The sequence below is a fragment of the Variovorax sp. GW821-FHT10D07 genome, from assembly GCF_059415325.1.
The window spans coordinates 486,684-507,204 of sequence record NZ_JBWKMZ010000001.1 but is presented as its reverse complement, the minus strand read 5'-3'; the positions used below and the strand labels follow the sequence as shown (position 1 = coordinate 507,204).

The 20,521-nt window shown below is 70.5% G+C and carries 21 protein-coding genes; 14 read left to right on the top strand and 7 right to left on the bottom strand.

What is annotated here, in order from left to right:
- Positions 1-144: 144 nt before the first annotated feature.
- The 3 genes from AC07PU_RS02380 to AC07PU_RS02370 all read right to left on the bottom strand — a co-directional run bounded on the left by AC07PU_RS02380 (position 145) and on the right by AC07PU_RS02370 (position 2,468).
- Entirely contained in the window at positions 145-1,365 is a 1,221-nt protein-coding gene (locus AC07PU_RS02380; RefSeq protein WP_495314920.1) for a type II toxin-antitoxin system HipA family toxin, read from the bottom strand.
- On the bottom strand, positions 1,355-1,633 hold the full coding sequence (locus AC07PU_RS02375) for a helix-turn-helix domain-containing protein (RefSeq protein ID WP_495314918.1): 279 nt from the start codon (positions 1,631-1,633) through the stop codon (positions 1,355-1,357). The genes AC07PU_RS02380 and AC07PU_RS02375 overlap by 11 nt, the downstream gene beginning before the upstream one ends.
- Before the next feature lie 64 nt (positions 1,634-1,697).
- Positions 1,698-2,468 carry an IclR family transcriptional regulator gene (locus AC07PU_RS02370; RefSeq protein WP_495314916.1) on the bottom strand — a complete coding sequence of 257 codons (771 nt, stop codon included), beginning with the start codon at positions 2,466-2,468 and terminating at the stop codon, positions 1,698-1,700.
- A 175-nt stretch (positions 2,469-2,643) separates the two neighbouring features.
- Here AC07PU_RS02370 and AC07PU_RS02365 point away from each other — a divergent pair, with 175 nt between their 5' ends.
- The 9 genes from AC07PU_RS02365 to AC07PU_RS02325 all read left to right on the top strand — a co-directional run bounded on the left by AC07PU_RS02365 (position 2,644) and on the right by AC07PU_RS02325 (position 10,618).
- Complete coding sequence (locus AC07PU_RS02365) at positions 2,644-3,633, top strand: tripartite tricarboxylate transporter substrate binding protein (RefSeq protein ID WP_495314914.1); 990 nt, start codon at positions 2,644-2,646, stop codon at positions 3,631-3,633.
- A 23-nt stretch (positions 3,634-3,656) separates the two neighbouring features.
- Positions 3,657-4,664 (top strand): 2Fe-2S iron-sulfur cluster-binding protein, encoded by a 1,008-nt coding sequence (locus tag AC07PU_RS02360; protein ID WP_495314912.1) that lies wholly within the window; start codon positions 3,657-3,659, stop codon positions 4,662-4,664.
- A gap of 53 nt (positions 4,665-4,717) precedes the next feature.
- Positions 4,718-6,082 carry an aromatic ring-hydroxylating oxygenase subunit alpha gene (locus tag AC07PU_RS02355; RefSeq protein WP_203207009.1) on the top strand — a complete coding sequence of 455 codons (1,365 nt, stop codon included), beginning with the start codon at positions 4,718-4,720 and terminating at the stop codon, positions 6,080-6,082.
- Between the two features lie 20 nt (positions 6,083-6,102).
- Positions 6,103-6,912, top strand: coding sequence for an SDR family NAD(P)-dependent oxidoreductase (locus AC07PU_RS02350; RefSeq protein ID WP_495314909.1), 810 nt, complete (start codon positions 6,103-6,105; stop codon positions 6,910-6,912).
- 26 nt (positions 6,913-6,938) lie between these two features.
- Positions 6,939-7,529 (top strand): 3-phenylpropionate/cinnamic acid dioxygenase subunit beta, encoded by a 591-nt coding sequence (locus AC07PU_RS02345; RefSeq protein ID WP_203207008.1) that lies wholly within the window; start codon positions 6,939-6,941, stop codon positions 7,527-7,529.
- A 9-nt stretch (positions 7,530-7,538) separates the two neighbouring features.
- A complete protein-coding gene (locus AC07PU_RS02340; RefSeq protein ID WP_093352531.1) occupies positions 7,539-7,733 on the top strand; it encodes a hypothetical protein in 195 nt (64 codons plus the stop codon).
- Positions 7,734-7,812: 79 nt separating this feature from the next.
- Positions 7,813-8,796 (top strand): Bug family tripartite tricarboxylate transporter substrate binding protein, encoded by a 984-nt coding sequence (locus tag AC07PU_RS02335; RefSeq protein ID WP_495314906.1) that lies wholly within the window; start codon positions 7,813-7,815, stop codon positions 8,794-8,796.
- Between the two features lie 17 nt (positions 8,797-8,813).
- Positions 8,814-9,782 (top strand): Bug family tripartite tricarboxylate transporter substrate binding protein, encoded by a 969-nt coding sequence (locus AC07PU_RS02330; protein ID WP_495314904.1) that lies wholly within the window; start codon positions 8,814-8,816, stop codon positions 9,780-9,782.
- Positions 9,783-9,829: 47 nt separating this feature from the next.
- Positions 9,830-10,618, top strand: a complete 789-nt coding sequence (locus tag AC07PU_RS02325) for a class II aldolase/adducin family protein (RefSeq protein WP_495314902.1) — start codon at positions 9,830-9,832, stop codon at positions 10,616-10,618.
- 7 nt (positions 10,619-10,625) lie between these two features.
- On the opposite strand, the gene AC07PU_RS02320 is transcribed toward AC07PU_RS02325, so the two are convergent.
- Positions 10,626-11,231 carry an FMN-dependent NADH-azoreductase gene (locus tag AC07PU_RS02320; RefSeq protein ID WP_495314900.1) on the bottom strand — a complete coding sequence of 202 codons (606 nt, stop codon included), beginning with the start codon at positions 11,229-11,231 and terminating at the stop codon, positions 10,626-10,628.
- Positions 11,232-11,375: 144 nt separating this feature from the next.
- Between AC07PU_RS02320 and pdxR the strand changes: the two genes are divergently transcribed.
- The 4 genes from pdxR (at position 11,376) to AC07PU_RS02300 (ending at position 14,057) form a co-directional block, all read left to right on the top strand.
- Positions 11,376-12,797, top strand: a complete 1,422-nt coding sequence (gene pdxR, locus AC07PU_RS02315; protein ID WP_495314898.1) for a MocR-like pyridoxine biosynthesis transcription factor PdxR — start codon at positions 11,376-11,378, stop codon at positions 12,795-12,797.
- A gap of 119 nt (positions 12,798-12,916) precedes the next feature.
- Positions 12,917-13,381 carry a carboxymuconolactone decarboxylase family protein gene (locus tag AC07PU_RS02310; RefSeq protein WP_296785654.1) on the top strand — a complete coding sequence of 155 codons (465 nt, stop codon included), beginning with the start codon at positions 12,917-12,919 and terminating at the stop codon, positions 13,379-13,381.
- A gap of 2 nt (positions 13,382-13,383) precedes the next feature.
- Positions 13,384-13,704 (top strand): DMT family transporter, encoded by a 321-nt coding sequence (locus AC07PU_RS02305; RefSeq protein ID WP_093352546.1) that lies wholly within the window; start codon positions 13,384-13,386, stop codon positions 13,702-13,704.
- Positions 13,705-13,820: 116 nt separating this feature from the next.
- Entirely contained in the window at positions 13,821-14,057 is a 237-nt protein-coding gene (locus AC07PU_RS02300; protein WP_495314895.1) for a hypothetical protein, read from the top strand.
- A 19-nt stretch (positions 14,058-14,076) separates the two neighbouring features.
- Here AC07PU_RS02300 and AC07PU_RS02295 read toward each other — a convergent pair whose 3' ends face one another.
- The 3 genes from AC07PU_RS02295 to AC07PU_RS02285 are packed head-to-tail and all read right to left on the bottom strand — an operon-like array spanning position 14,077 to position 18,870.
- Positions 14,077-16,737: an AAA family ATPase gene (locus tag AC07PU_RS02295; RefSeq protein ID WP_495314893.1), complete on the bottom strand. Its 2,661-nt coding sequence runs from the start codon at positions 16,735-16,737 to the stop codon at positions 14,077-14,079.
- Positions 16,734-17,867, bottom strand: a complete 1,134-nt coding sequence (locus tag AC07PU_RS02290; protein WP_495314891.1) for a metallophosphoesterase family protein — start codon at positions 17,865-17,867, stop codon at positions 16,734-16,736. Before AC07PU_RS02290 ends, AC07PU_RS02295 begins: the two co-directional genes overlap by 4 nt.
- A 58-nt stretch (positions 17,868-17,925) precedes the next feature.
- Positions 17,926-18,870, bottom strand: a complete 945-nt coding sequence (locus AC07PU_RS02285) for a LysR family transcriptional regulator (RefSeq protein ID WP_057592669.1) — start codon at positions 18,868-18,870, stop codon at positions 17,926-17,928.
- Between the two features lie 135 nt (positions 18,871-19,005).
- On the opposite strand from AC07PU_RS02285, the gene AC07PU_RS02280 reads away from it, so the two are divergent.
- Entirely contained in the window at positions 19,006-20,517 is a 1,512-nt protein-coding gene (locus tag AC07PU_RS02280; protein ID WP_495314888.1) for a CoA-acylating methylmalonate-semialdehyde dehydrogenase, read from the top strand.
- Positions 20,518-20,521: the final 4 nt, after the last annotated feature.

Genomic DNA, 20,521 nt, shown 5'->3' with positions numbered 1-20,521 from the left:
TCTCCCTGCCATCGCGAACTCCCTCTTTGTATGAGTCCGGACATCCTACGGATGTTTGTGACGGCCTCATGGCAGCGATGTGGGTGGAGCGCGCAGGCATTGGCCACCTTCCCCTGTGCCTGGAGGTTGATCGTTCTCAGCGAGCTACCGCGCCTTGGCATGGGCCATGCCATCGGTCCAGATGCTTCGCATCTGCGCCAGCAGGTCCTTCGGAATCCTCGGGTCGCGGGTCGCCAGGTCCAGCGTCTTGCCCATTCCCTCGGCAATTCGCGCGAGCACGCGTTCCGGCTTCGCGACCCCGCAGACCTTGCTGCCGAACATTCGCAGTTCCTCGGTCGTCGGATAGGCCTTGGTGTGGCCCTTGCCGGCGAAGAGCTTGAGCGCCAGCGTGCGGTCCTCGAGTTCGGGTCCGCCTTCGTAGCGCGTGTACCGGTAGAGCGCGGTCGTCACCACATCGAACATCGGTGCGAGGCGGCCATCGGCGGCCGAGGTGTAGAGCAGGCCGTAGTTCTTGAGGTGGCCGTCGCCGTTGCGCACCATGACGCTGAACGCGACCTGCTCGAAGAAGCGCTCGAGGTTCTCGCTCGGCAGCTGGAGGTATTGCATCAGCTCGGCGATGCGCTGGTAGCTCCCGTGGTACTTCCGATCGGACTGGATGTCGCGCACGCGAAGGCCCATCAGCGCCGCGATGTCCTCGAAGGCGATGCGGGAGCCGTCGGCCGCGATGTCGAAGCGGTCGACCAGCAGCAGCTGTCCGTCGTCCGAGAGGTCGAAGGTGGGTGTCTCGATGCCCGCGTGGCCGGCCGCCGTCAGGCACAGGAATTCGTTGGCCGACAGGCCGGGGTAGGACGGCGCGGCCGCCTTCACGATGATGGTGGGCACCGGAACGCTGACCCGGTCCGGCACCATGATCTTCGGCTGCATGCCGCCGATGCCTGCGCCGGTGCTCAGGTAGGCCCGCACCAGTTCGTCGAACACCTCGGGCGTGTAGCGGGTGGCGAGCAGGGTCTTGCGGTCGATGAGCCGGGGCGCGGCGAGCGCCGGCGCCCCGGGCAGCCGGAAGCCCAGTCGGCCGATGCCGTTCGACCCCACCACCGCGAGCAGGTGCATCGGGGTCAGCTCCTGCTTGGGAAACATCGCGCGCAGCCGCAGGTACAGGTCGCCCTCGGGCAGGTTCTGATCCATCACCGCGAAGAGGTTGCCGTCCTGGTAGGTCGGCCGGGTCGGCGGCATGAGCAATGCGACCGAGGGCTGCTCCGCGCGGCTGTCCAGGTACCGGAACTCGTAGATCGAATGCTTGAGCAGTTGGCCGGCCGGCGCGCCGGCGATCTCGACCTCGAGCTGCCTGATCTTTTCAGGAAGCATCGTCGTCGTCCTCGTCCTGCCCGAAGCGCTGCGCGACTTCCTCCAGCGTGGGCATGCCCAAGCGCTCCAGGCGGATCGTGAGATCCATGGCGCGCAGGATGTCCAGCAGCGACGCGACGGTGATGTCCTCCCCGCGCTCCAGCCGATAGAGGACGTTGCGCGCGCGGCCGGAGCGCGCGGCGATGTCGGTCGCCTTCAGGCGGCCTTCCTTGCGCGCGCGTTGAATGGCGTGACCGAGCTCGATGGGTAGCCGGATTTTGTCCTGCATGCGCCACATTTTGAGGAGAAAACTCCTAAATGTCCATCAAACAGGACACAAAAAGAGGCTAACGTTAAGGAGCCTCCCCCTCCCCCTTCACCCCCAACGCCTGCGACAGCCGCGCACAAGCCGCGACCACCTGCCGCCCCAGCGCCTCCACATGCCCCTCGCCGATGCGCGCGGCCGGGCCGAAGATGCCGATCGATCCCGCGACGCCGCGGCCGTTGTAGAACGGCGCGGCCACGGCCACGGCGCCTTCGATCAGTTCGTCGCGGCTCACGGCATAGCCGCGCTCGCGGGTGCGTTCGAGTTCGGCGCGCAGCTTCTTGAGGTCGATCTTCAGGTCCTTGGTGTAGTGCGCGAGGCCCTCGTCGGCCCCGGGCATGAAGGCCAGGATCGCGCGGCCGCTGGCGCCGCGCGCGATGCGCTCGGTGTAGCCGACGCCGCGCTTGAAGTTCAGCGGCTGCGGGCTCGGCATCTCGGCCAGGCACAGGCGCATCTCGCCCTGCGCCACGAACATCGCGACCGTCTCGCGGGTCTCGCTCCACAGCCCGCGCATGATCGATTCGGCCAGCGCCGACAGGTCCAGCGTCTCGGTCCACACATGCGACAGCCGCGCCACCGAGGGTCCGAGCCGGAAGCGCTGCGGGTCGCCGACCGAGACGATGAAGCCCTTGGTCTCGAGCGTGTAGAGGATGCGGTAGAGCGTGGGCCGGCTCAGGTCCACGCGCTGCAGCAGCTCGCCGGCGGTGAGCTCGGCGTCGTCCTTGGTGAACGCCAGAAGGATGTCGAGGGCGCGGTTGACCGCGCGCACGTTCTCCGAATTCTTTTCCTTCGGCTCCATGGCCCCTCCTGTGTTGTCGCTTTGCATCGCGGCATTTTCGCTTCCCGCCCGATCCCCTCCCCGCGCAGCACGGACGCGCCGGCGCGGCCCGATTGCGCGATCGAATCTTGTCCGTATAATGAGCTCACAGTCCATACAACGGACAATCAGTCATCAAAAAGCGATTGGAGACACGATGAACCCCGCCACCCCTTCCCGCCTCCGCGGCCGCTCGTTGCTGGCAGCCGCGGCCCTCTGCCTCGCTGCGCTGACCGCGCCCGCGCAGGCCGCCTACCCCGACAAGCCGGTGCGCGTGGTGGTCGGCTTCGCGCCAGGCGGCACCAACGACATCCTGGCCCGGCTGATCTCGGTCAAGCTCTCGGAGCGGCTCAAGCAGTCCTTCGTGGTCGACAACCGCGCGGGTGCCAACTCGATCATTGCGGCCGAGCTGGTGGCCAAGGCGCCGGCCGACGGTTACACGCTGTTCGTGGCCTCGTCGGGCGCGATGACGGTGAACCCGGCGGTCTACGGCAAGCTGCCCTACGACCCGGTCAAGGACTTCCAGCCGGTGGCGCTGCTGGGCTCGTTCCCGCTGGTGGTGACGACCAACGCCGCGTCGAGCGCGAAGACCATGGCCGAGCTCAAGGCGCTCGCGGCCAAGGCGCCGGCCGGCGGCCTCAACCACGGCGTGGCCTCGTCCTCGTTCCAGCTCGCGGCCGAGCTCTACACGAGCGAGGGCGGCGCGAAGTTCACGCACGTCAACTACAAGGGCACCGGGCCGGTCATCACCGCGCTGCTGGGCAACGAGGTCGACCTCGGCTTCCTCGACATCGCGGCGGTGCTGCCGCAGATCCAGGCCGGCCGGCTCAAGGCCGTGGCCGTGACGACGGCCAAGCGCTCGAGCGTGCTGCCGCAGGTGCCGACCATCGCCGAGTCGGGCACGCCCGGCTACGACGTACCGATCTGGACCGGCCTGGTGGCGCCCGCCGGCACGCCCACCGAGGTGGCGGACCGCATCCGCGCCGCGCTCAAGGAGGTGCTGGCCGAGCCCGACACCGTGAAGAAGCTGCAGGCCCTCGGCATGGAGCCGGGCCATGTGGACAGCGCGGCCTTCGGCAAACAGATCGCCGCCGACATCGCGCGCTGGACCGCGCTCGCGAAGAACGCCAACCTCAAGGTCGACTGACCGGCGCACCGAAGGAGCCACCGATGAGCGCCAGCGTCGCGATCACCCTGCTCTTCGCCGATGGCGGCACGCGCCGCGTCGACGCGCGTCCCGGCGACACCGTCGTGGCCGCGGCCGCCGAGGCCGGGCTCCACCTGCTCACCGACTGCAGCAACGGCCAGTGCGGCACCTGCACCGCGCAACTGGTCTGCGGCAGCGTCGAACTCGGCGACTACGACCGCGCCGTGCTGCCCGATGCCGACCGCGCGGACGGCGCCACCTTGTGCTGCGTCTCGCGCGTCACGGCGGAAGACTGCGTGATCGAGCTGCCCTACGACCTCTCCGAGGCCACGGCCGAGGAGCCGCCGCCGATCTCGGGCACGGTCAGCGCGCTCGAGCGCGTGGCGCTCGAGACGATGCGGTTCGAGGTCCGCGTCGATGCGCCCGTGAGCTTCCAGCCCGGCCAGTACGTGCGCCTGCGCGCCGCGGGCAGCGAGGCCTGGCGCTCTTACTCGATGGCCAATGCATCGGGCGACCGCACGCTGGTGTTCTACGTGCGGCTGGTCGACGGCGGCGCCTTCTCGAGCTGGCTCGCGCAGTCGGCCGCGGTCGGCGCCACGCTCGAACTCAGCGAGCCGCGCGGCAGCTTCTTCCTGCGCCAGGAACCGCGGCCGCGCCTGTTCGTGGCCGGCGGCACCGGGCTCGCGCCCTTCCTCTCGATGCTCGAGGCGATCGCCTCGCGCGAAGGCGCGGCGATGCAGCCGACCACGCTGCTGCTCGGCGTGCGCACCGGCGCCCACCTGTTCGCGCTCGAGCGCATCGAACAGCTCAAGCAACGGCTGCCGGCGCTCGAGGTACGGCTGGCCGCCGAGGCCGAGCCCGGCGACGCCTGTCATGGCGGCTATGCCACCGACCTGATCGGCACGCTCGCGCTCGATCCCGCCACTCGCATCTACCTGTGCGGCCCGCCGCCGATGGTCGAGGCCGGCCGCAGCGCCGCGGCCTCGGCCGGCCTGGCCCGCGCCGACATGCTCTGCGAACGCTTCAACTGAAGCGCCGCTCTCCGATTCCCCACCCGACGCACACGACGACAAGGACGCAACGAATGACGACGACGACACCGATGGTCTATCACCGGATGGTCGACCTCAAGCAGGGCACGATCAGCCGCGAGATCTTCTCGAGCAAGGACGTGTACGAGGAAGAGCTCGAGAAGGTGTTCACGCGCGCCTGGCTCTTCGTGGGCCACGAGAGCCAGATCCCCAAGCCCGGCGACTACTTCACCTCGCGCATGGGCGCGGAGTCGGTGATCCTCACGCGCGACAAGAAGAACAAGGTGCACGTGTTCCTCAACTCCTGCCGCCACCGCGGCATGAAGGTGTGCCAGTACGACCACGGCAACACGCAGCTCTTCACCTGCCCCTATCACAGCTGGAGCTACACCACCGAGGGCAAGCTGTTCGGCGTGCCGCAGTTCAAGGCCATCTACGACGGCTGCCTCGAGAAGGAGAACTGGTCGCTGATCGAGGTCGCGCAGCTCGCGATCTACAAGGGCACGGTGTGGGCCACCTGGGACAAGGACGCGCCCGACTTCCTCACCTACCTGGGCGACGCGCGCGCGCATCTCGACCTCGCGCTCGACTGCCGCGACGGCCGCGAGGGCGGCTCCGAGGTGCTGGTGGGCGTGCAGAAATGGGTGATCCCCTGCAACTGGAAATTCGCGGCCGAGAACTTCCTCGGCGACACCTATCACAACGTGAGCCACCGCTCGGTCGACCTGATCGGCATCGGCCCGAGCGCCGAGGTCGGCGTGAAGGGTCGGCGCGACAACGAGCTCGAGTACGCGCAGCACCTGTGGGTGAACTTCCCCGCCGGCCACGGCGTGCACAGCGCGCTGCTGCCGGAAGACACGCCCTTCGTCGACACCTACAAGAACAACCCGGTGATCGCCGAGTACTTCCGCCATTGCCACGAGGAGCGCAAGCGCCGGCTCGGCGCCGAGAAGAACCGGCTGGTGCCCTTCGTCGGCACCATCTATCCGAACACCTCGTTCCACGGCAAGCAGCCGCGCAACCTCTGCGTGTGGCATCCCAACGGGCCGGAGTCGACCGAGGCCTGGCGCTTCTTCCTGGTCGATGCCGACGCGCCGCAGGAGGTGAAGGACTTCCTGCGCACCTACTACATGCGCTATTCGGGCCCGGCCGGCATGACCGAGCAGGACGACATGGAGAACTGGAACTACGCCACCGCGGGCAGCCGCGGCACGATCGCCAAGCGCTATCCCTACAACTACCAGCAGTCGATGGGCAAGGTCACGACCGAGGGTCCGGTGCCCGGCAACGTGAGCCTGCAGGTCAGCGAGGAGAACCCGCGCCAGTTCTATCGCCGCTGGCGCGACTACATGGACGGCGCCGACTGGGACACCCTGCTGGGCCGCCACGACACCGGCGCGGCGAGCTTCGCCGGATGACGGCCGCGGAATCAACAGGCATGGCGCACCACCCCGTCACCCTCGTCACCGGCGGCACCTTCGGCCTCGGCGAAGCCATCGCGCTCGAACTGGCCCGGCGCGGCCACCGCGTGCTGGCCTTCGGGCTCGCGCAGCCGCAGGTCTCGAGCACCGCGCAGGGCCTCGAGGGCGTGCGCGCCGCGGCCGAGGCCGCGGGCCTGGCCGAGCGCATCGAGGTGCTCGAGGCCGATGTGTCCAGCGCCGCCGATGTCGAACGCGTGGTCGAACGCGCGCTGTCGCGCTTCGGCCGCATCGACGGCCTGGTCAACAACGCCGCCATCGGCCCGCTCGGCACGGTGCTCGACACGAGCGAAGAGATGTTCGACCGCATCCTAGCCGTCAACGTGAAGGGCGTGTACCTCGCCTCGCGCGCCGTCATCCCCACGATGGCCGCGCAGGGCGGCGGCTCGATCGTCAACATCGGCTCGGGCGCCGGCCACGGCAAGCCCAACATGGCGGCCTACGCGGCCAGCAAGGGCGCGGTGCTCGCGCTCACCACCGCGATGGCCTACGACCATTTCCATCAGCACATCCGCGTGAACCTCGCGATTCCCGGCGGCGGCGGCATCGTCTCGGGCATGAGCGTGGGCCGCGTGGGCGGCGACGCCGCGCTGTTCGCGGGCCGCAAGGTCGCGGGCACGGCGGCGGGCCGCCCGGCCACCGGGCGCGACCTGGCCAACGCCGTGGCCTTCCTGCTGTCCGACGACGCCGCCACCGTCTCGGGCACGGTGGTCGACGTCGGCTGCTTCGCGAACCAGGGCGGACCGATCCCGCCCGCACCGAATTCCTGACCGAACCTCCCACGAAGGACGCATCGATGACCGAGACCCTCACCGAACCGACCGCCGTCGCCAGCCCGCCGCCGAGGCCGCCGCGCGACGCGCGCTACTACGAACTCAAGCGCGAGATCGAGGAGTTCCTCTACGACGAGGCCGAGATGCTCGACCAGCGGCGATTCCGCGAATGGCTGGACACGCTGGCCGAGGACCTCGTGTACTTCATGCCGATGATGTTCAACGTCAAGTTCGGCCAGCACGAGACGCGCGAGAAGACCCGCTACGAGAAGGACATGAGCTGGTTCAACGAGGGCAAGTGGACCCTGACCAAGCGCGCCGAGCAGATCCTCACCGGCGTGCACTGGGCCGAGGAACCGCTGTCGCGGCTGTGCCGCCTCGTCACCAACGTGCAGCTCACCGCGATCGAAGAGAACGCGGCCGGCCAGCAGGAGGTGTCGGTGCTCAGCGGCTTCCTGATCTACCAGAACCGCTGCGAGCACGAGGAGTACTACTTCGCCGGCAAGCGCAGCGACGTGCTGCGGCGCGTGGACGGCCGGTGGCAGCTCGCGCGGCGCGAGATCCGGCTCGGCCAGAACGTGCTGCTGGCCAAGAACCTCACCATGTTCTTCTGAGGTCCGCTCATGCTGAACATCATGCACCTCGAGGCGGGCCGCAGGCTCGAACTTCGCAGCGGCGCCATCGGCGAGATCGTCGAGAACATGGGCGACGGCATCTGGGTGCAGCTGCGCATCCTGAGCGCGCCGCGCGGCGACTTCGCCGCGGGCGACGAAGAGCTGATCCATTGCGAGGACATCAAGGACCTCGCGCCCGACTGACATCGACACGCGGCGGGCAGGACCGGGCCGTCGAAGCCCGGCCGTCCGTCGACGCCCCCACAAACCGGAGACAAGCCCCATGAAGATCCTTTCGACGCGCTTCAACGCGCGTGCGCTCGCGAGCGCCGCCCTCGCGCTTTGCGCCTTCGCTGCCACGGCCCAACCCTTTCCCTCCAAACCGGTGACGCTGGTCGTTCCCTTCGCGCCCGGCGCCTCGGCCGACGGCATCGCGCGCATCGTCGGGCGCGAACTCTCCACCGCGCTGGGCCAGCCCGTGGTGGTCGACAACAAGCCCGGCGGCGGCGGCGCCACCGGCCTGATCGGCGTGGCGAAGTCCGCGCCCGACGGCTACACCATCGGCATGGGCGCCACCGGCGCGATCGTGGTCAATCCGAACCTGCCCGACGCCGCGCCGCTCAAGCCGCAGGAGCAGCTCGCGCCGGTCGCGAAGGTGGCCGACATCCCGCTGGTGCTGGTGGCCGGCGCGAAGACCGGGCTGCGCGACCTGCGCGGCTTCATCGAGAAGGCACGCGCCACGCCCGAGGGCACCAGCTACGGCACCACCGGCCAGTACACCGCGCAACACCTCGCGGGCGAACTGCTGGCCAGCATGGCGAAGCTCAAGCTGGTCGCCGTGCCCTACCGCGGCAGCGGCCCCGCGGTGACCGACCTGCTCGGCGGCCAGTTGCCGGTGGCGGTGGTCGACCTGACCTCGGCCTATCCGCACATCAAGAGCGGCGCGCTGGTGGCGCTCGGCGTGACCAGCGCCACGCGCAGCGCGGTGGCGCCCGAGATTCCGACCATCGCCGAGGGCGGCGTGCCCGGCTACTCGGCCACCGCGTGGATGGGCCTGTTCGCGCCCGCCAAGGCGCCGCCCGAGGCGATCGAGAAGCTCGCGGGCGCGATCCAGGCCGTGGTCACCAAGCCCGAGGTGCAGTCGCAGATCGTCGGGCTCGCGGCCGAACCGCGCTACCTCGGGCCGGCCGGGTTCAAGAGCTTCATCCACGCCGAGTCGGACAAATGGGCGGGCGTGATCGCCTCCATTCCCGCGCCCCAGAAGTAGCCCGCCAAGGAGACGCCATGATCCGCCTGAAGAGATTCGCGAGCCTGCTCGGCCTCGCCGTGCTGGCCAGCGCCAGCACCGCCGCGCCCTGGGCGCCCACCAAGCCGGTGCGCATCATCGTGCCGATCACCGGCAGCACCAACGACACGGTGGCGCGGCTGGTGCAGCCGAAGCTGCAGGAGACGCTGGGCCAGCCGGTGATCGTCGAGAACCGGCCCGGCGCGGGCGGCAACATCGGCGCCGACTACGTCGCCAAGTCGCCGCCCGACGGCCACACGCTGCTGGTGGGCTACAACGGGCCGATCGCGATCAACGCCACGCTGTTCCGCAAGATGCCCTTCGATCCGCGCAAGGACCTGGCGCCGATCACGCTGGCCGTGACCTCGCCGCAGTACCTCGTGGTCAATGCCGACCTGCCCGCGAAGACGCCGGCCGAGTTCGTCGCGCTGGCCAAGGCGCGCAAGGGCGGGCTGTCGTATGCCTCGGTGGCGGTGGGCAGCGCCTCGCACCTGACGATGGAGATGCTGAAGTCCGCCGCGCAGGTCGACATCACGCACGTGCCGTACAAGGGCGCGGGACCGGCGCTGGTCGACCTGGTGGCCGGCAACGTGCAGAGCGCCTTCCTGGTGCCGGGCAACGTGCAGCAGTTCGTCAAGGACGGCCGGCTGCGCGTGATCGCGACCACGGGCGAGAAGCGCTTCGCGAACGTGCCCGAGGTGCCGACGATGGTCGAGTCGGGCTATCCCGATTTCGTCGCCACGTCGTGGGTCGGCTTCCTCGCGCCCGGCGGCACGCCGCGGCCCGTGATCGACCGGCTCAATGCCGAGATCGTGAAGATCGTGCGCTCGCCCGAGATCAGCGCGAAACTCCGGGAGCTGGAATTCGACGTGGTGGCCGGCTCGCCCGAGGATTTCTCGCGCTGGATCGACAAGGAAGTGGACCGCTGGGGCCGCGTCATCAAGTCCACCGGCGCCACCGTCGACTGACCAGCACACCCCTCACGATTTGAACGAAGAACCCAGGAGACACACGAATGACGATGGATGCGGCCTCGGCCCCACCCGCTCCCCCCGCGCCGGCCGGCATGCCGGCCGCCGAATGGACCGCCCGGCTCGACCTGGCCTGCTGCTACCGGCTGTTCGACCACCTCGGCTGGACCGAGCTGATCTTCAACCACATCACGCTGCGCGTGGACGAAGCCGGCGAGGGATCGGAAGCGCGCTACCTGATCAACCCCTTCGGCCTGCACTACGCCGAGGTCACGCCACTGAACCTGATCTGCACCGACATCGGCGGCAACTCGCAAAGCGAGAGCGCCTACACGGTCAACAAGGCGGGCTTCGTGATCCACAGCGCGGTGCATGCCGCGCGGCCCGATGCGCACTGCATCATGCACGTGCACACCACCGCGGGCTGCGCCGTCGCCTCGAAGGAAGAGGGCCTGCGGCACGACAACTTCTACAGCGCGATGATGTACGGCGACGTGGCCTACCATGACTACGAGGGCGTGACCACGAACCTCGACGAGCAGCCGCGGCTGGTGCGCTCGCTCGGCAAGGCCAACCACCTGATCCTGCGCAACCACGGGCTGCTGACCGCGGGGCCCGACATCCCGACCGCCTTCAACCGCCTGTGGACCCTGCAGCGCGCCTGCGAGATCCAGCTCGCGTCCGATGCCGGGCGCGGGTCGAACCGCGCGATCCCCGCCGAGATCCTCGAGACCGTGCCGGCCACGCGCGTCGCGGGGCGCGGCCCGGTGAACCGGCTGGTGTTCGAGGCCATGCTGCGGCGCGCGGGCATCTCGCGCGCGATGTTCGCCTGAGACTGAACTAGTTCGCGAAGTGCGCCGCGAGCGCGAGGTCCGCCGCGGACCTCGCCTCGGCCACGGCCGCTTCGCCCAGTCCCGTGCCCTGCACCGAGAAGAAGTGCAGTTCGGTCAGCCCGATGCTGCCGAGGATCGCGCGCAGATAGGGCGTGAGGAAATCGGGCTGCCGCGCGCGCTCGCCCGAGAAGCGGCCGCCCGAGGCGATCGCGATGAACACGGGCCGGTCGCGCAGCATGCCGACCTTGCCCTCGGGCGTCATGCGGAAGGTGCGGCGGGCGCGCACCACGTGGTCGATCCAGGCCTTGAGCACCGAGGGCAGGCTCAGGTTGTGCATCGGCGTGCCGATGACCACGACGTCGGCCTTCTCGAGTTCCTCGATCAGGGCATCGGAAGTCGCGACCGCGCCCCGCGGCGCGACCTCGGCCGTGGCCGAGTGCTGCCCCGAGGCGTAGTTGGCGTCGATGTGCGCGAGGCCGCCATCGCCGATCGCGCGCCGCACGAGCAGCGCCGCGGGCGCCTGCCCGCGAAGGTGTTCGACGATCCTGTGCGAGAGCCGGCGGCTCTCGGAGTCTTGTCCGCGCGGGCTGCAGTCCAGGTGCAGGATGTTCATCGTTCGCTCCCCATGATGTGATGGCGGCGATTCTAGGAATCGCATGGTCTGACCCGAAGAGCCATGAATCGATATTTGGAATAGGCCATGATCGATGGCCCGGTGCTACGATCCTGCGCACCCTCCTCTCTCCTCACGCACGCCATGGCCGCAGGGACCCTCGCCCATCTCTCGCCGCTGGATCCGAAGTCGCCGGAGCCCTACTACCGGCAGATCTACGGGCGCTTCCGCAACGCGATCGCGAGCGGCACGCTGAACCCCGGCGACCGCATCCCCTCGGCGCGCGCGCTCACTCAGGAGCTGGGCCTGGCGCGCGGTACCATCGATGCCGCCTACGGCCTGCTCGCGGCCGAGGGCTACATCCAGGCGCGCGGGCAGGCGGGCACGGTGGTGTCGCCGAGCCTGCGGCCGCGCATGCCGGTCGCGCGCGAGCAGCCGGCGCCCGCGGCCCGCCCCTACACGCCGAGCTTCCGGCCCGATTCGATCCTGCCGTTCCAGATGGGCCTGCCCGCGCTCGACGTGTTCCCGCGCAAGATCTGGGCACGGCTGGGCGCACGCGCCGCGCGCGCGATGCAGCCGATCGACATGACGCATCCGGCCGTGCCGGGCCTGCCCGCGCTGCGCGCCGGGATCGCTGCCTATCTGCACGTATCGCGCGGCATCGACTGCGCGCCCTCGCAGGTCTTTCTCACCTCGGGCTACCGCCACACGCTCGAGCTGGTCGCGCAGGCGCTGCTCAAGCCCGCCGACCGCGTGTGGTTCGAGAACCCCGGCTATCCGCCCACGCGCGAACTGCTGGCGGCGATGCGGCTCGCGGGCGTGGCCGTGCCGGTGGACGCCGAGGGCCTGGTGGTGGCCGAGGGCCTGCGGCTGGCCCCGAAGGCGCGTGCCGCGGTGGTCACGCCCGCGCACCAGAGCCCGCTGTGCGTGTCGCTGTCGCTGCCGCGCCGGCTCGCGCTGCTCGACTGGGCCCGGCGTAACCGATCGTGGATCGTCGAGGACGACTACGACGGCGAGTACCGCTATGCCGGCCGCCCGCTGCCCGCGCTCAAGAGCCTGGACCGCGACGGCCGCGTGATCTATGCCGGCACCTTCAGCAAGGTGCTGTTCCCGAGCCTGCGGCTGGCCTACCTCGTCGTGCCCGAGGCGCAGGTCGAGCGCTTCGAACGGACCCAGGCGATGTTCGCGGGCGGCAGCCCGCAGCTCACGCAGGCCATCGTCGCCGACTTCATCGCCGAAGGGCATTTCGCGCGCCACATCCAGCGCATGCGCAAGCTCTATGCCGAACGCCGCGACGCGACCCGCGCAGGCCTCGAGCGCGTGCTCGGCGCCAAGGTGCGCATCGACGAGCAGCCGGGCGGCATGCACCTGATCCTGCGGCTGCAGGGCCGGCGCTCCGACCGCCGGCTGGTCGCGCGCATGCGCGAGGAAGGCCTGTTCGCGGAGGCGCTGAGCGACTGGGCCGTCGACCGGGACATCGCACCCGCGCTGATGGTGGCCTTCACGAACGTCGACTCCACCGCCACGGCCGAGCGGCTCGCACGGCGGATCCTGCCGCTGATGTGAAGCGCCGCGGCCGGATCATGGCCTAGAACGCAAGGCCAATCATGGCTCTTCTGAAGTAGACCAAGCCGCGGCACCATACGGTTCTTCATTCAACGCACATTGCTTCCAGAGGATCCGTCATGACCCATCGCATCGACTACGCCAAGGTTTCGCCCGAAGGCTACAAGGCCTTCGGCGGGGTGTACGCCGCGCTCCAGAAGAGCGGCCTGCCCAAGGAACTGGTCGATCTCGTCTACCTGCGCGTCTCGCAGATCAACGGCTGCGCCTACTGCATCGACATGCATTCGCGCGACCTGCTCAAGGGCGGCCTGCCCGTCGACAAGCTGGTGCTGGTGCCGGTGTGGCACGAGGCCGGCGCCGTGTTCAGCGCGCGCGAACGCGCCGCGCTGGCCTGGTCGGAATCGGTGACGCGCGTGGCCGACACCGGCGTGCCCGATGCCGACTACCAGGCCGCCAGCGCCGAATTCAGCGAGAAGGAACTGGTCGACCTGACCTATGCCATCGGCCTGATGAATGCCTTCAACCGCCTCGGCGTGACCTTCCGCGCCACGCCGGCGGCAGCCGCGGCCGCCGCCAAGGCCTGAGCGTGGCCTGGACCCTGCTCGGCATCGCCGGGCTGCTGGAAATCGCCTTCGCCTTCGCGATGAAGTCCTCCGAGGGCTTCACGCGGCTGGTGCCGGCCCTGTTCACGGTCGCCACGGGGCTGTCGAGCGTGGTGCTGCTGTCGTTCTCGATGCGCACCCTGCCGATGGGTACCGGCTACGCGGTCTGGACCGGCATCGGCGCCGCGGGCACCGCGATCGTCGGTGTGCTCGCGCTCGGCGATTCGGCGGCGCCGCTGCGGCTGCTGTGCATCGCGCTGATCCTCGCGGGCGTGATCGGGCTCAAGCTGGTCGCGGCCGACTGAGCAGGCCGCCGCCAGCCGCAGGAGGCATTCAGTTACATGCGCCATCGGCGCCGTCCGACGTGCCTACCCCGGCGCCCCTCGCGATCATTGCGGCCATATTCCTGGAGGTTCCCAAAATGGCTGTGGCGCAAAAGAACTGGATGGCGGATGGCGGCGGCCACAAGGAGGCATCGCTCGCCACATGGACCGTGCTCGTGTCGCTGCTGGTCGTCGTCGTCACGATGGCCTGCCTCTATCTCGCGGTGCAGCGCGAGCGGGCGGCCGTGGCGCAGGCGCCCGTGTCGGCCGTGTCGATGCAGACGCAACCCGAAGAGATTTCGCTGGCGAGCATGCCGGTCGGGTTGGCCAAGTAAGGCCCGCTCGCGAAGCTCTTCAGGCGAGTGGCCGTAGCGCCACGCCCATGTCGCGCCAATCTTCGGGGTGACAGGTGAACAGCAGCACCTGGTGCCGCTGCGCCGCATCGAACAGCACGCGCTTCATCTGCGCCAGGCGCGGCGCATCGCTGTGCACCAGCGCGTCGTCGAGGATCAGCAGGGTCGGACGACCCGCCTCCTGCAACAGGTCGGCATAGGCGAAGCGGCTGATGAGCCGCAGCTGCTCGCGCGCGCCGAAGCTCAACTCCTGCAACTGACCGCTCTCCACCGCGCCGCCCAGGCGCGCGCGCGTGAGCATGACGGGCGCGAGTCCCGCATCCATCTCCACCGTGGCGCCGGGCATCAGCAACGGCAGGTAGTGCTGCATGCGCGCCTGCAGCGGTGCCTGCAGCCGGGTCAGCGTGGCCTGCCGCTTCTGCTCCAGCTTGCGGCACAGCAGCGACAGCGCCTCGGCGCGGCGCTGCAGGTCGGCCTGCCGGCGCTGCGCCTGCGCGAGCTGGCCGGCCAGCGCCTCGCGCTGTTCCTCGAGGCCCTGGACACCGGACTGCTGCAAGGCGCTCTCGAGCACCAGCAGCTGTTCGCGCCGCTGCTGGTGGCCGCGCATCAGTTGCTCGATGCTGCGCCGCAACCGCTCGATGTCCTGCAGCACGATGTCGGGTCGCGCGGCCTGCAATTCGGTCTCGGTGAGATCGATGCGCGCGGCCAGGGCATCGGCCTCGGCGCTCGCGGCCAGCAGTTGCTGGTTCGCCTGCGCCTGGCGCTGCTGGCGGCCCGGGTCGGCCAGCGTGGCCTGGGCCGCGGCCAGTTCGCGCCGTGCCGCCTCGCTCGCGCCCTGCGCGGCCGACTGGCGGCGCTGCGCCTCGCCCAGGGTCTTGCGCAGCGCCTGCTCGGCCGCCACGGCGGCGTCCTGCGCGGCCTCTGCCTCTTCCATCGAGGGCAACTCGCCCGCGGGCGTTGCGGGCAGCCGTTCGAGCGCGGCCTGCGCGCCCGCATGGCGGGCCTGCGCCTGGGCGTGCTCGCCGCGCAGCGTGTCGATGCCGCGCGGCGCGACGATCGCCAGCGCCTGCTGCGCGAGCCGGGTCTGGGCCTCGAGATCGGCCGCGGCGCGCTGCCGCGCCTGGGCCTGCGCGACCTCGTCGACGCCGAGCGAACGCAGCGCGGCCTGCAGCGCCTCGCGCGCATCGGCATGCTGGCGCGCCAGGCCCGCGAGGTCGTTGCCGCCGGGCGTGATGATCAGTTGCCCGCCACCGGGCAGGTGCAGCGTGGCGGGCGCGTCGACGAGCCGTTCGCCCTCGGCGCGCAGCTCGTGGCTTTCGCCGCGCGCCTGCAGGCGCAGCGCCTGGCCTTCGGGCAGCACGAACTGCAATCGCGTGGCGACGGCCTGGCGGCGCAGGTCGGCATCGCGCTCGGCGCGCTCGAGCTTGAGCAGCCGATCGAGTTCGGCCGGCTGGATCGCCGGTGTGGAGGCGGCCGTGGCGCGCAGGGCCGCGAGCCGCTCCTGCGCCTCCTCGGCACGCGCGAGGTTCTCGGCATGGCGCGCGACCTCGGCCTGCGCCTGCTGCAGTTGCTGCTGCAGGCCGCGCCGCTGCGCTTCCTGGCTCGCCGCGCGCCAGGCCTCGCGCGCGGCATCGACGCGCCGTTGCGCCGCATCGGCCTGCGTGCGCGCCTGGGCCACGGCCTCGTCGCTCTCGCGCAGTTGGCGCTCGGCCTCCTCGGCGGCCCGCTCGCGCGCCTGCGCGGTCGCCTGCTGCTGCGCCAGGCCTTCGAGCGCCTTGGCGAGCAGGTCGCGCGTCTCCTGCAGCTGCCGCAGCCGCGCGCGGTCGCCAAGCAATTGCGCCTGGCCGGCCTGCAGCGCCTCGTTGCGGGTCTGCGCGGCCTGCAGTTCCTCGCGCAGCGCGTCCCAGGGCCGGGCCGTCTCGTCGGCCTGGTGCTGCTGGCGCATCAGCGCGAGCTGGTCGACCTGCTCGCGGTAGGTGGTGATCTGCGCATCGAGCGCGGCCCGCTGCGCCTGCAGCGCGGCGGCCTGCTCGATGACCTCGGCATAGGCGGCGCGCGGCTTGCCGGTCGAGGTCAGCAGTTCGTCGCGCTGCGCGCGCAGGCTGTCGAGCAGCGCATCGCCGCCGCTCGCGGCCAGCGGCGCCGCGGCATCGCCGGCCGGGTCGCGCAGCGCATCGTGCAGGTGGTCGCGCGCATGGCTCACGTCGAGCTCCTGGCCGCGCCCCTGCTCCACCCACAGCAGACCCGGAATGCCCCAGTTCTCGGGCCGGCTCGCGCCCTTGGCCGCGAACGAGAAACCGAACAGCTGCGCCAGGTGGTCCTCGGCCTCGGTGCCCTCGAGGCTGCGCGCGCCGGCATCGAGCACGCAGCGTTTCTTCGCGAGGAAGCTCTTCATGAGCCGGTGCGGCTGGCCGTCGAGCAGGAAGTCGAGCTCGACCTGCGGCGCGGCGCCCGTGCCCTCGCCCCAGGGGCGCAGGTCCTCGACCTGGGTGGAACGGTGGCGTTCGAAGAAGGCCGCGCGGATGGCGCGCACCAGCGTGCTCTTGCCGGCCTCGTTGGCGGCCGCGACGATGTTGAGCCCGGGCTCGAAGCCATCGAGTTCGAACGGCGCGCGAAAGCGCCGCAGCTGCTCGACGCGCAAGCGGGTGATCTGCAGCTTCATGGCCGGGCCCCCTCCGCCGCGCCGCGCGCGAGTTCGGCCGCGAGCAGCGCCAGCGCGTCCTGCGCGATGCGCGCCTGCGCCGGGTCCGCGCCGGCCTGGGCCTCGCGCAGCTCCTGCATCACCTCGCCGAGGTAGCCGTCGGCGCGCAGGCCGGCGATGTCCTCATCGGTGGGCTCGAGCCGCAGCGCCGACAGGTCGGCCTGCAGATGGCGCGCGCGCGCCTCCGCGCGGCCGATCGCGGCCTGCAGCCGCTGCAGTCCCGCGAGGTCGATGCGGCCCTGCACCCGCAGGTCGACCACGTCGTGCGCATCGAGCCCCTCGAGCTGCGCTTCGAGCGCGTCGGCATCGCTCGCGACCTGCAGCACGCCGGCGATGGCCTGCCAGCGGAAGCGGCCGACCTGCAACTGCGTGACGCGCGGCTCGGCACCGGGCGCGTCGATCTCGACCAGCAGCGCCTGGCCCGAGCCGTTGTCCTTGAAGCGGTCGGGCTCGGGCGTGCCCGCGTACCAGGTGCGCGCGTCGATGCGCTTGCAGCCGTGCCAGTCGCCGAGCGCGAGGTAGTCGAGCCGCGCGCTCGCCGCGCGCTCGGGCGCGATCGGGTTGGCCGAATCGATGTCCTCCGACAGCAGGCCCTGCACGCTGCCGTGCGCGAGGCCGATGCGCAGCAGGCCCGCGGGCGTGTCGGCCTCGTCGAACCAGGCCGTGAGGTCGTTGTAGGTGTGACGCTGCGCGAGCGGCGCGGGCAGCACCGCGAAGCCCTGGGCCTCGAACAGGCACAGCTCGGGCGCGAGCAACAGGTGCACGTGGGACGGCACCGCGCCCAGGCGCTGCGCGCGCGTCCACACGCTCTCGGCCAGCGCGGCGTCGTGGTTGCCGGGGATCAGCAGCCAGGGGCCGGAATAGGCAGCGAGTGCATTGAACAGCCGGCGCAGCGTGCGCTCGGACACGGTCTGGGCATCGAACACGTCGCCCGCGACCAGCACCGCGTCCACCCGGTGCTCGAGCGCGAGCGCGGCGAGGCGTTCGACCACGGCGATGCGCGCCTCGGCCAGGATCGGCGCGTGCTCGGGGTCGAAGCTCGCGAACTGGCGGCCGATCTGCCAGTCGGCCGTATGGAGAAAACGTGTCATGAAAGGATGGGAGGGTGCGGCGCGCTCGCGCCGTGGCGTTGCATTGTCGGTGCTTCGCTCACGCGTCGAAGCCCTCGGCCAGCGTCTCGCGCAGCCAGGCCACGAACACGGCCACCGCGCGCGGCACATGGGTGGCATAGGGACGGATCGCATAGAGCTTCTCGCCGAAGGCACCGACCGAGCGCCATTGCGGCAGCACCTCCTGCAGCTTGCCCGACTGCAGCGCCGACTGCGCGCTGAAGTCGGGCACCAGCGCGATGCCCAGGCCGCTCACGGCCGCGTCGCGCAGCGCCTCGCTGTTGTTGGCCACCAGCGGCCCCGACACCGGCACCGTGATGCGCTGCACCGCCGCCTTCGAGGCCGCGGCGCGCGCCTCGAAATGCCAGGTCGGCGTTTCCTGCGCGCGCGGGTAGTGCAGGCAGTCGTGCTCGGCCAGCGCCTGCGGCTCGCGCGGCGTGCCGCGGCGGCGCAGGTAGGCGCGGCTCGCGACCAGCACCGAGCGGGTGTCGCACAGGGTCCAGGCGACGTGGGTGTCGGGCGGCGCGGCCGTGTGCCGGATCGCGAGGTCGAAGCCCTCCATCGCGAGCGAGCTCAGGCGATCGGACATGTCGAGCTCGATGCGCACCTCGGGCTGCGCGCGCAGGAAGGCCGCGAGCCGCGGCACCAGTTGCTGGCGCGCCAGGGCCACCGGCGCCGTGACGCGCACCAGCCCGCGCGGCACGCCGGCCAGGTCGCGCACGCCCTCGAAGCTGTGGGCGATCTGCTCGAAGGGCCCGCGCATGTCCTCCACCAGCCGCTGGCCGGCCTCGGTGAGCCGCACGCTGCGCGTGGTGCGCTGCACCAGCGAGGCGCCGGCCGCGCGCTCGAGCTCGGCGATGCGCTGGCTCATGGCCGCCTTGCTCACGTTGAGCCGCAGCGCCGCCGCCGTGAAGCTGCCCTGCTGCGCCAGCACCGTGAGCCAGTGCAGGTGGGTCCAGAGCGACTCGATATTTTGGGTCTTCATGGATCCATTGTTCACTATCGCAAACAATAAGTTCAAGCTTCGCGTCTAGGCGAGGACGACCGCGCTGCCTAAACTGCCCCTCGACCCCCCGCATTCCTTCGCATCCCGCCTCCTTTCACACGAGAGACACGCACCATGCCCATCCAGTCCATCGACCATTACATCGCCGGCCAGGCCGTCGCCAACACCTCGGGCCGCACGCAGGACGTGACCAACCCCGCCACCGGCGCCGTCACCGGCCGCGCCGGCCTGGCCGACGCCAGCCAGGTCGCCGCCGCCGTGGCCGCCGCGCAGGCCGCCTTCCCGGCCTGGGCCGACACGCCGCCGATCCGCCGCGCACGCGTGATGTTCAAGTTCCTGCAGCTGCTCAACGAACACAAGGACGAACTGGCCCACCTGATCACGGCCGAGCACGGCAAGGTGTTCACCGACGCGCAGGGCGAAGTCAGCCGCGGCATCGACATCGTCGAGTTCGCCTGCGGCATTCCGCAACTGCTCAAGGGCGACTTCACCGACCAGGTCTCGACCGGCATCGACAACTGGACCCTGCGCCAGCCGCTGGGCGTGGTCGCGGGCATCACGCCCTTCAACTTCCCGGTGATGGTGCCGATGTGGATGTTCCCGGTGGCGATCGCCGCGGGCAACACCTTCATCCTCAAGCCCAGCCCGACCGACCCGAGCCCCTCGCTGCGCATCGCCGAGCTGCTCAAGCAGGCCGGCCTGCCCGACGGCGTGTTCAACGTGGTGCAGGGCGACAAGGCCGCGGTCGACGCGCTGCTCGAGCATCCCGACGTCAAGGCCGTGAGCTTCGTGGGCTCGACCCCGATCGCCAACTACATCTACGAGACCGGCGCACGCCACGGCAAGCGCGTGCAGGCCCTGGGCGGCGCGAAGAACCACATGGTGGTCATGCCCGACGCCGACATCGACCAGGCCGTCGACGCGCTGATCGGCGCGGGCTACGGCTCGGCCGGCGAACGCTGCATGGCGATCAGCGTGGCGGTGCTGGTGGGCGACGCGGCCGAGAAGATCATGCCGAAGCTGATCGAGCGCACCAAGACGCTGAAGGTGCTCGACGGCGAGAACCTCGAGGCCGAGATGGGCCCGATCGTCACGCGCGCCGCGCACGAGCGCATCACCGGCTACATCGCCCAGGGCGAGAAGGAAGGCGCGAAGCTGCTGGTCGATGGCCGCCAGTTCGACGGCGCCAAGGCCGGCAAGGGCTGCGACGACGGCTTCTGGATGGGCGGCACCCTGTTCGACCACGTCACGCCCGAGATGCGCATCTACAAGGAAGAGATCTTCGGCCCGGTGCTGTCGTGCGTGCGCGTCGCCAACTTCAAGGACGCCGTCGACCTCGTCAACGCCCACGAATTCGGCAACGGCGTGAGCTGCTTCACCCGCGACGGCAACGTGGCGCGCGAATTCGGCCGCCGCATCCAGGTCGGCATGGTCGGCATCAACGTGCCGATCCCGGTGCCGATGGCCTGGCACGGCTTCGGCGGCTGGAAGCGCTCGCTGTTCGGCGACATGCACGCGTATGGCGAGGAAGGCGTGCGCTTCTATACGAAGCAGAAGTCGATCATGCAGCGCTGGCCCGAGAGCACGCCGAAGGGGGCGGAGTTCGTGATGCCTACGGCGAAGTAAGCCT

Excerpts from the sequence above, each read along its gene's own strand:
- AC07PU_RS02380 (WP_495314920.1), bottom strand. The coding sequence starts at position 1,365 with ATGCTTCCTGAAAAGATCAGGCAGCTCGAGGTCGAGATCGCCGGCGCG.
- AC07PU_RS02375 (WP_495314918.1), bottom strand. The coding sequence starts at position 1,633 with ATGCAGGACAAAATCCGGCTACCCATCGAGCTCGGTCACGCCATTCAA.
- AC07PU_RS02370 (WP_495314916.1), bottom strand. The coding sequence starts at position 2,468 with ATGGAGCCGAAGGAAAAGAATTCGGAGAACGTGCGCGCGGTCAACCGC.
- AC07PU_RS02365 (WP_495314914.1), top strand. The coding sequence starts at position 2,644 with ATGAACCCCGCCACCCCTTCCCGCCTCCGCGGCCGCTCGTTGCTGGCA.
- AC07PU_RS02360 (WP_495314912.1), top strand. The coding sequence starts at position 3,657 with ATGAGCGCCAGCGTCGCGATCACCCTGCTCTTCGCCGATGGCGGCACG.
- AC07PU_RS02355 (WP_203207009.1), top strand. The coding sequence starts at position 4,718 with ATGACGACGACGACACCGATGGTCTATCACCGGATGGTCGACCTCAAG.
- AC07PU_RS02350 (WP_495314909.1), top strand. The coding sequence starts at position 6,103 with ATGGCGCACCACCCCGTCACCCTCGTCACCGGCGGCACCTTCGGCCTC.
- AC07PU_RS02345 (WP_203207008.1), top strand. The coding sequence starts at position 6,939 with ATGACCGAGACCCTCACCGAACCGACCGCCGTCGCCAGCCCGCCGCCG.
- AC07PU_RS02340 (WP_093352531.1), top strand. The coding sequence starts at position 7,539 with ATGCTGAACATCATGCACCTCGAGGCGGGCCGCAGGCTCGAACTTCGC.
- AC07PU_RS02335 (WP_495314906.1), top strand. The coding sequence starts at position 7,813 with ATGAAGATCCTTTCGACGCGCTTCAACGCGCGTGCGCTCGCGAGCGCC.
- AC07PU_RS02330 (WP_495314904.1), top strand. The coding sequence starts at position 8,814 with ATGATCCGCCTGAAGAGATTCGCGAGCCTGCTCGGCCTCGCCGTGCTG.
- AC07PU_RS02325 (WP_495314902.1), top strand. The coding sequence starts at position 9,830 with ATGACGATGGATGCGGCCTCGGCCCCACCCGCTCCCCCCGCGCCGGCC.
- AC07PU_RS02320 (WP_495314900.1), bottom strand. The coding sequence starts at position 11,231 with ATGAACATCCTGCACCTGGACTGCAGCCCGCGCGGACAAGACTCCGAG.
- pdxR (WP_495314898.1), top strand. The coding sequence starts at position 11,376 with ATGGCCGCAGGGACCCTCGCCCATCTCTCGCCGCTGGATCCGAAGTCG.
- AC07PU_RS02310 (WP_296785654.1), top strand. The coding sequence starts at position 12,917 with ATGACCCATCGCATCGACTACGCCAAGGTTTCGCCCGAAGGCTACAAG.
- AC07PU_RS02300 (WP_495314895.1), top strand. The coding sequence starts at position 13,821 with ATGGCTGTGGCGCAAAAGAACTGGATGGCGGATGGCGGCGGCCACAAG.
- AC07PU_RS02295 (WP_495314893.1), bottom strand. The coding sequence starts at position 16,737 with ATGAAGCTGCAGATCACCCGCTTGCGCGTCGAGCAGCTGCGGCGCTTT.
- AC07PU_RS02290 (WP_495314891.1), bottom strand. The coding sequence starts at position 17,867 with ATGACACGTTTTCTCCATACGGCCGACTGGCAGATCGGCCGCCAGTTC.
- AC07PU_RS02285 (WP_057592669.1), bottom strand. The coding sequence starts at position 18,870 with ATGAAGACCCAAAATATCGAGTCGCTCTGGACCCACCTGCACTGGCTC.
- AC07PU_RS02280 (WP_495314888.1), top strand. The coding sequence starts at position 19,006 with ATGCCCATCCAGTCCATCGACCATTACATCGCCGGCCAGGCCGTCGCC.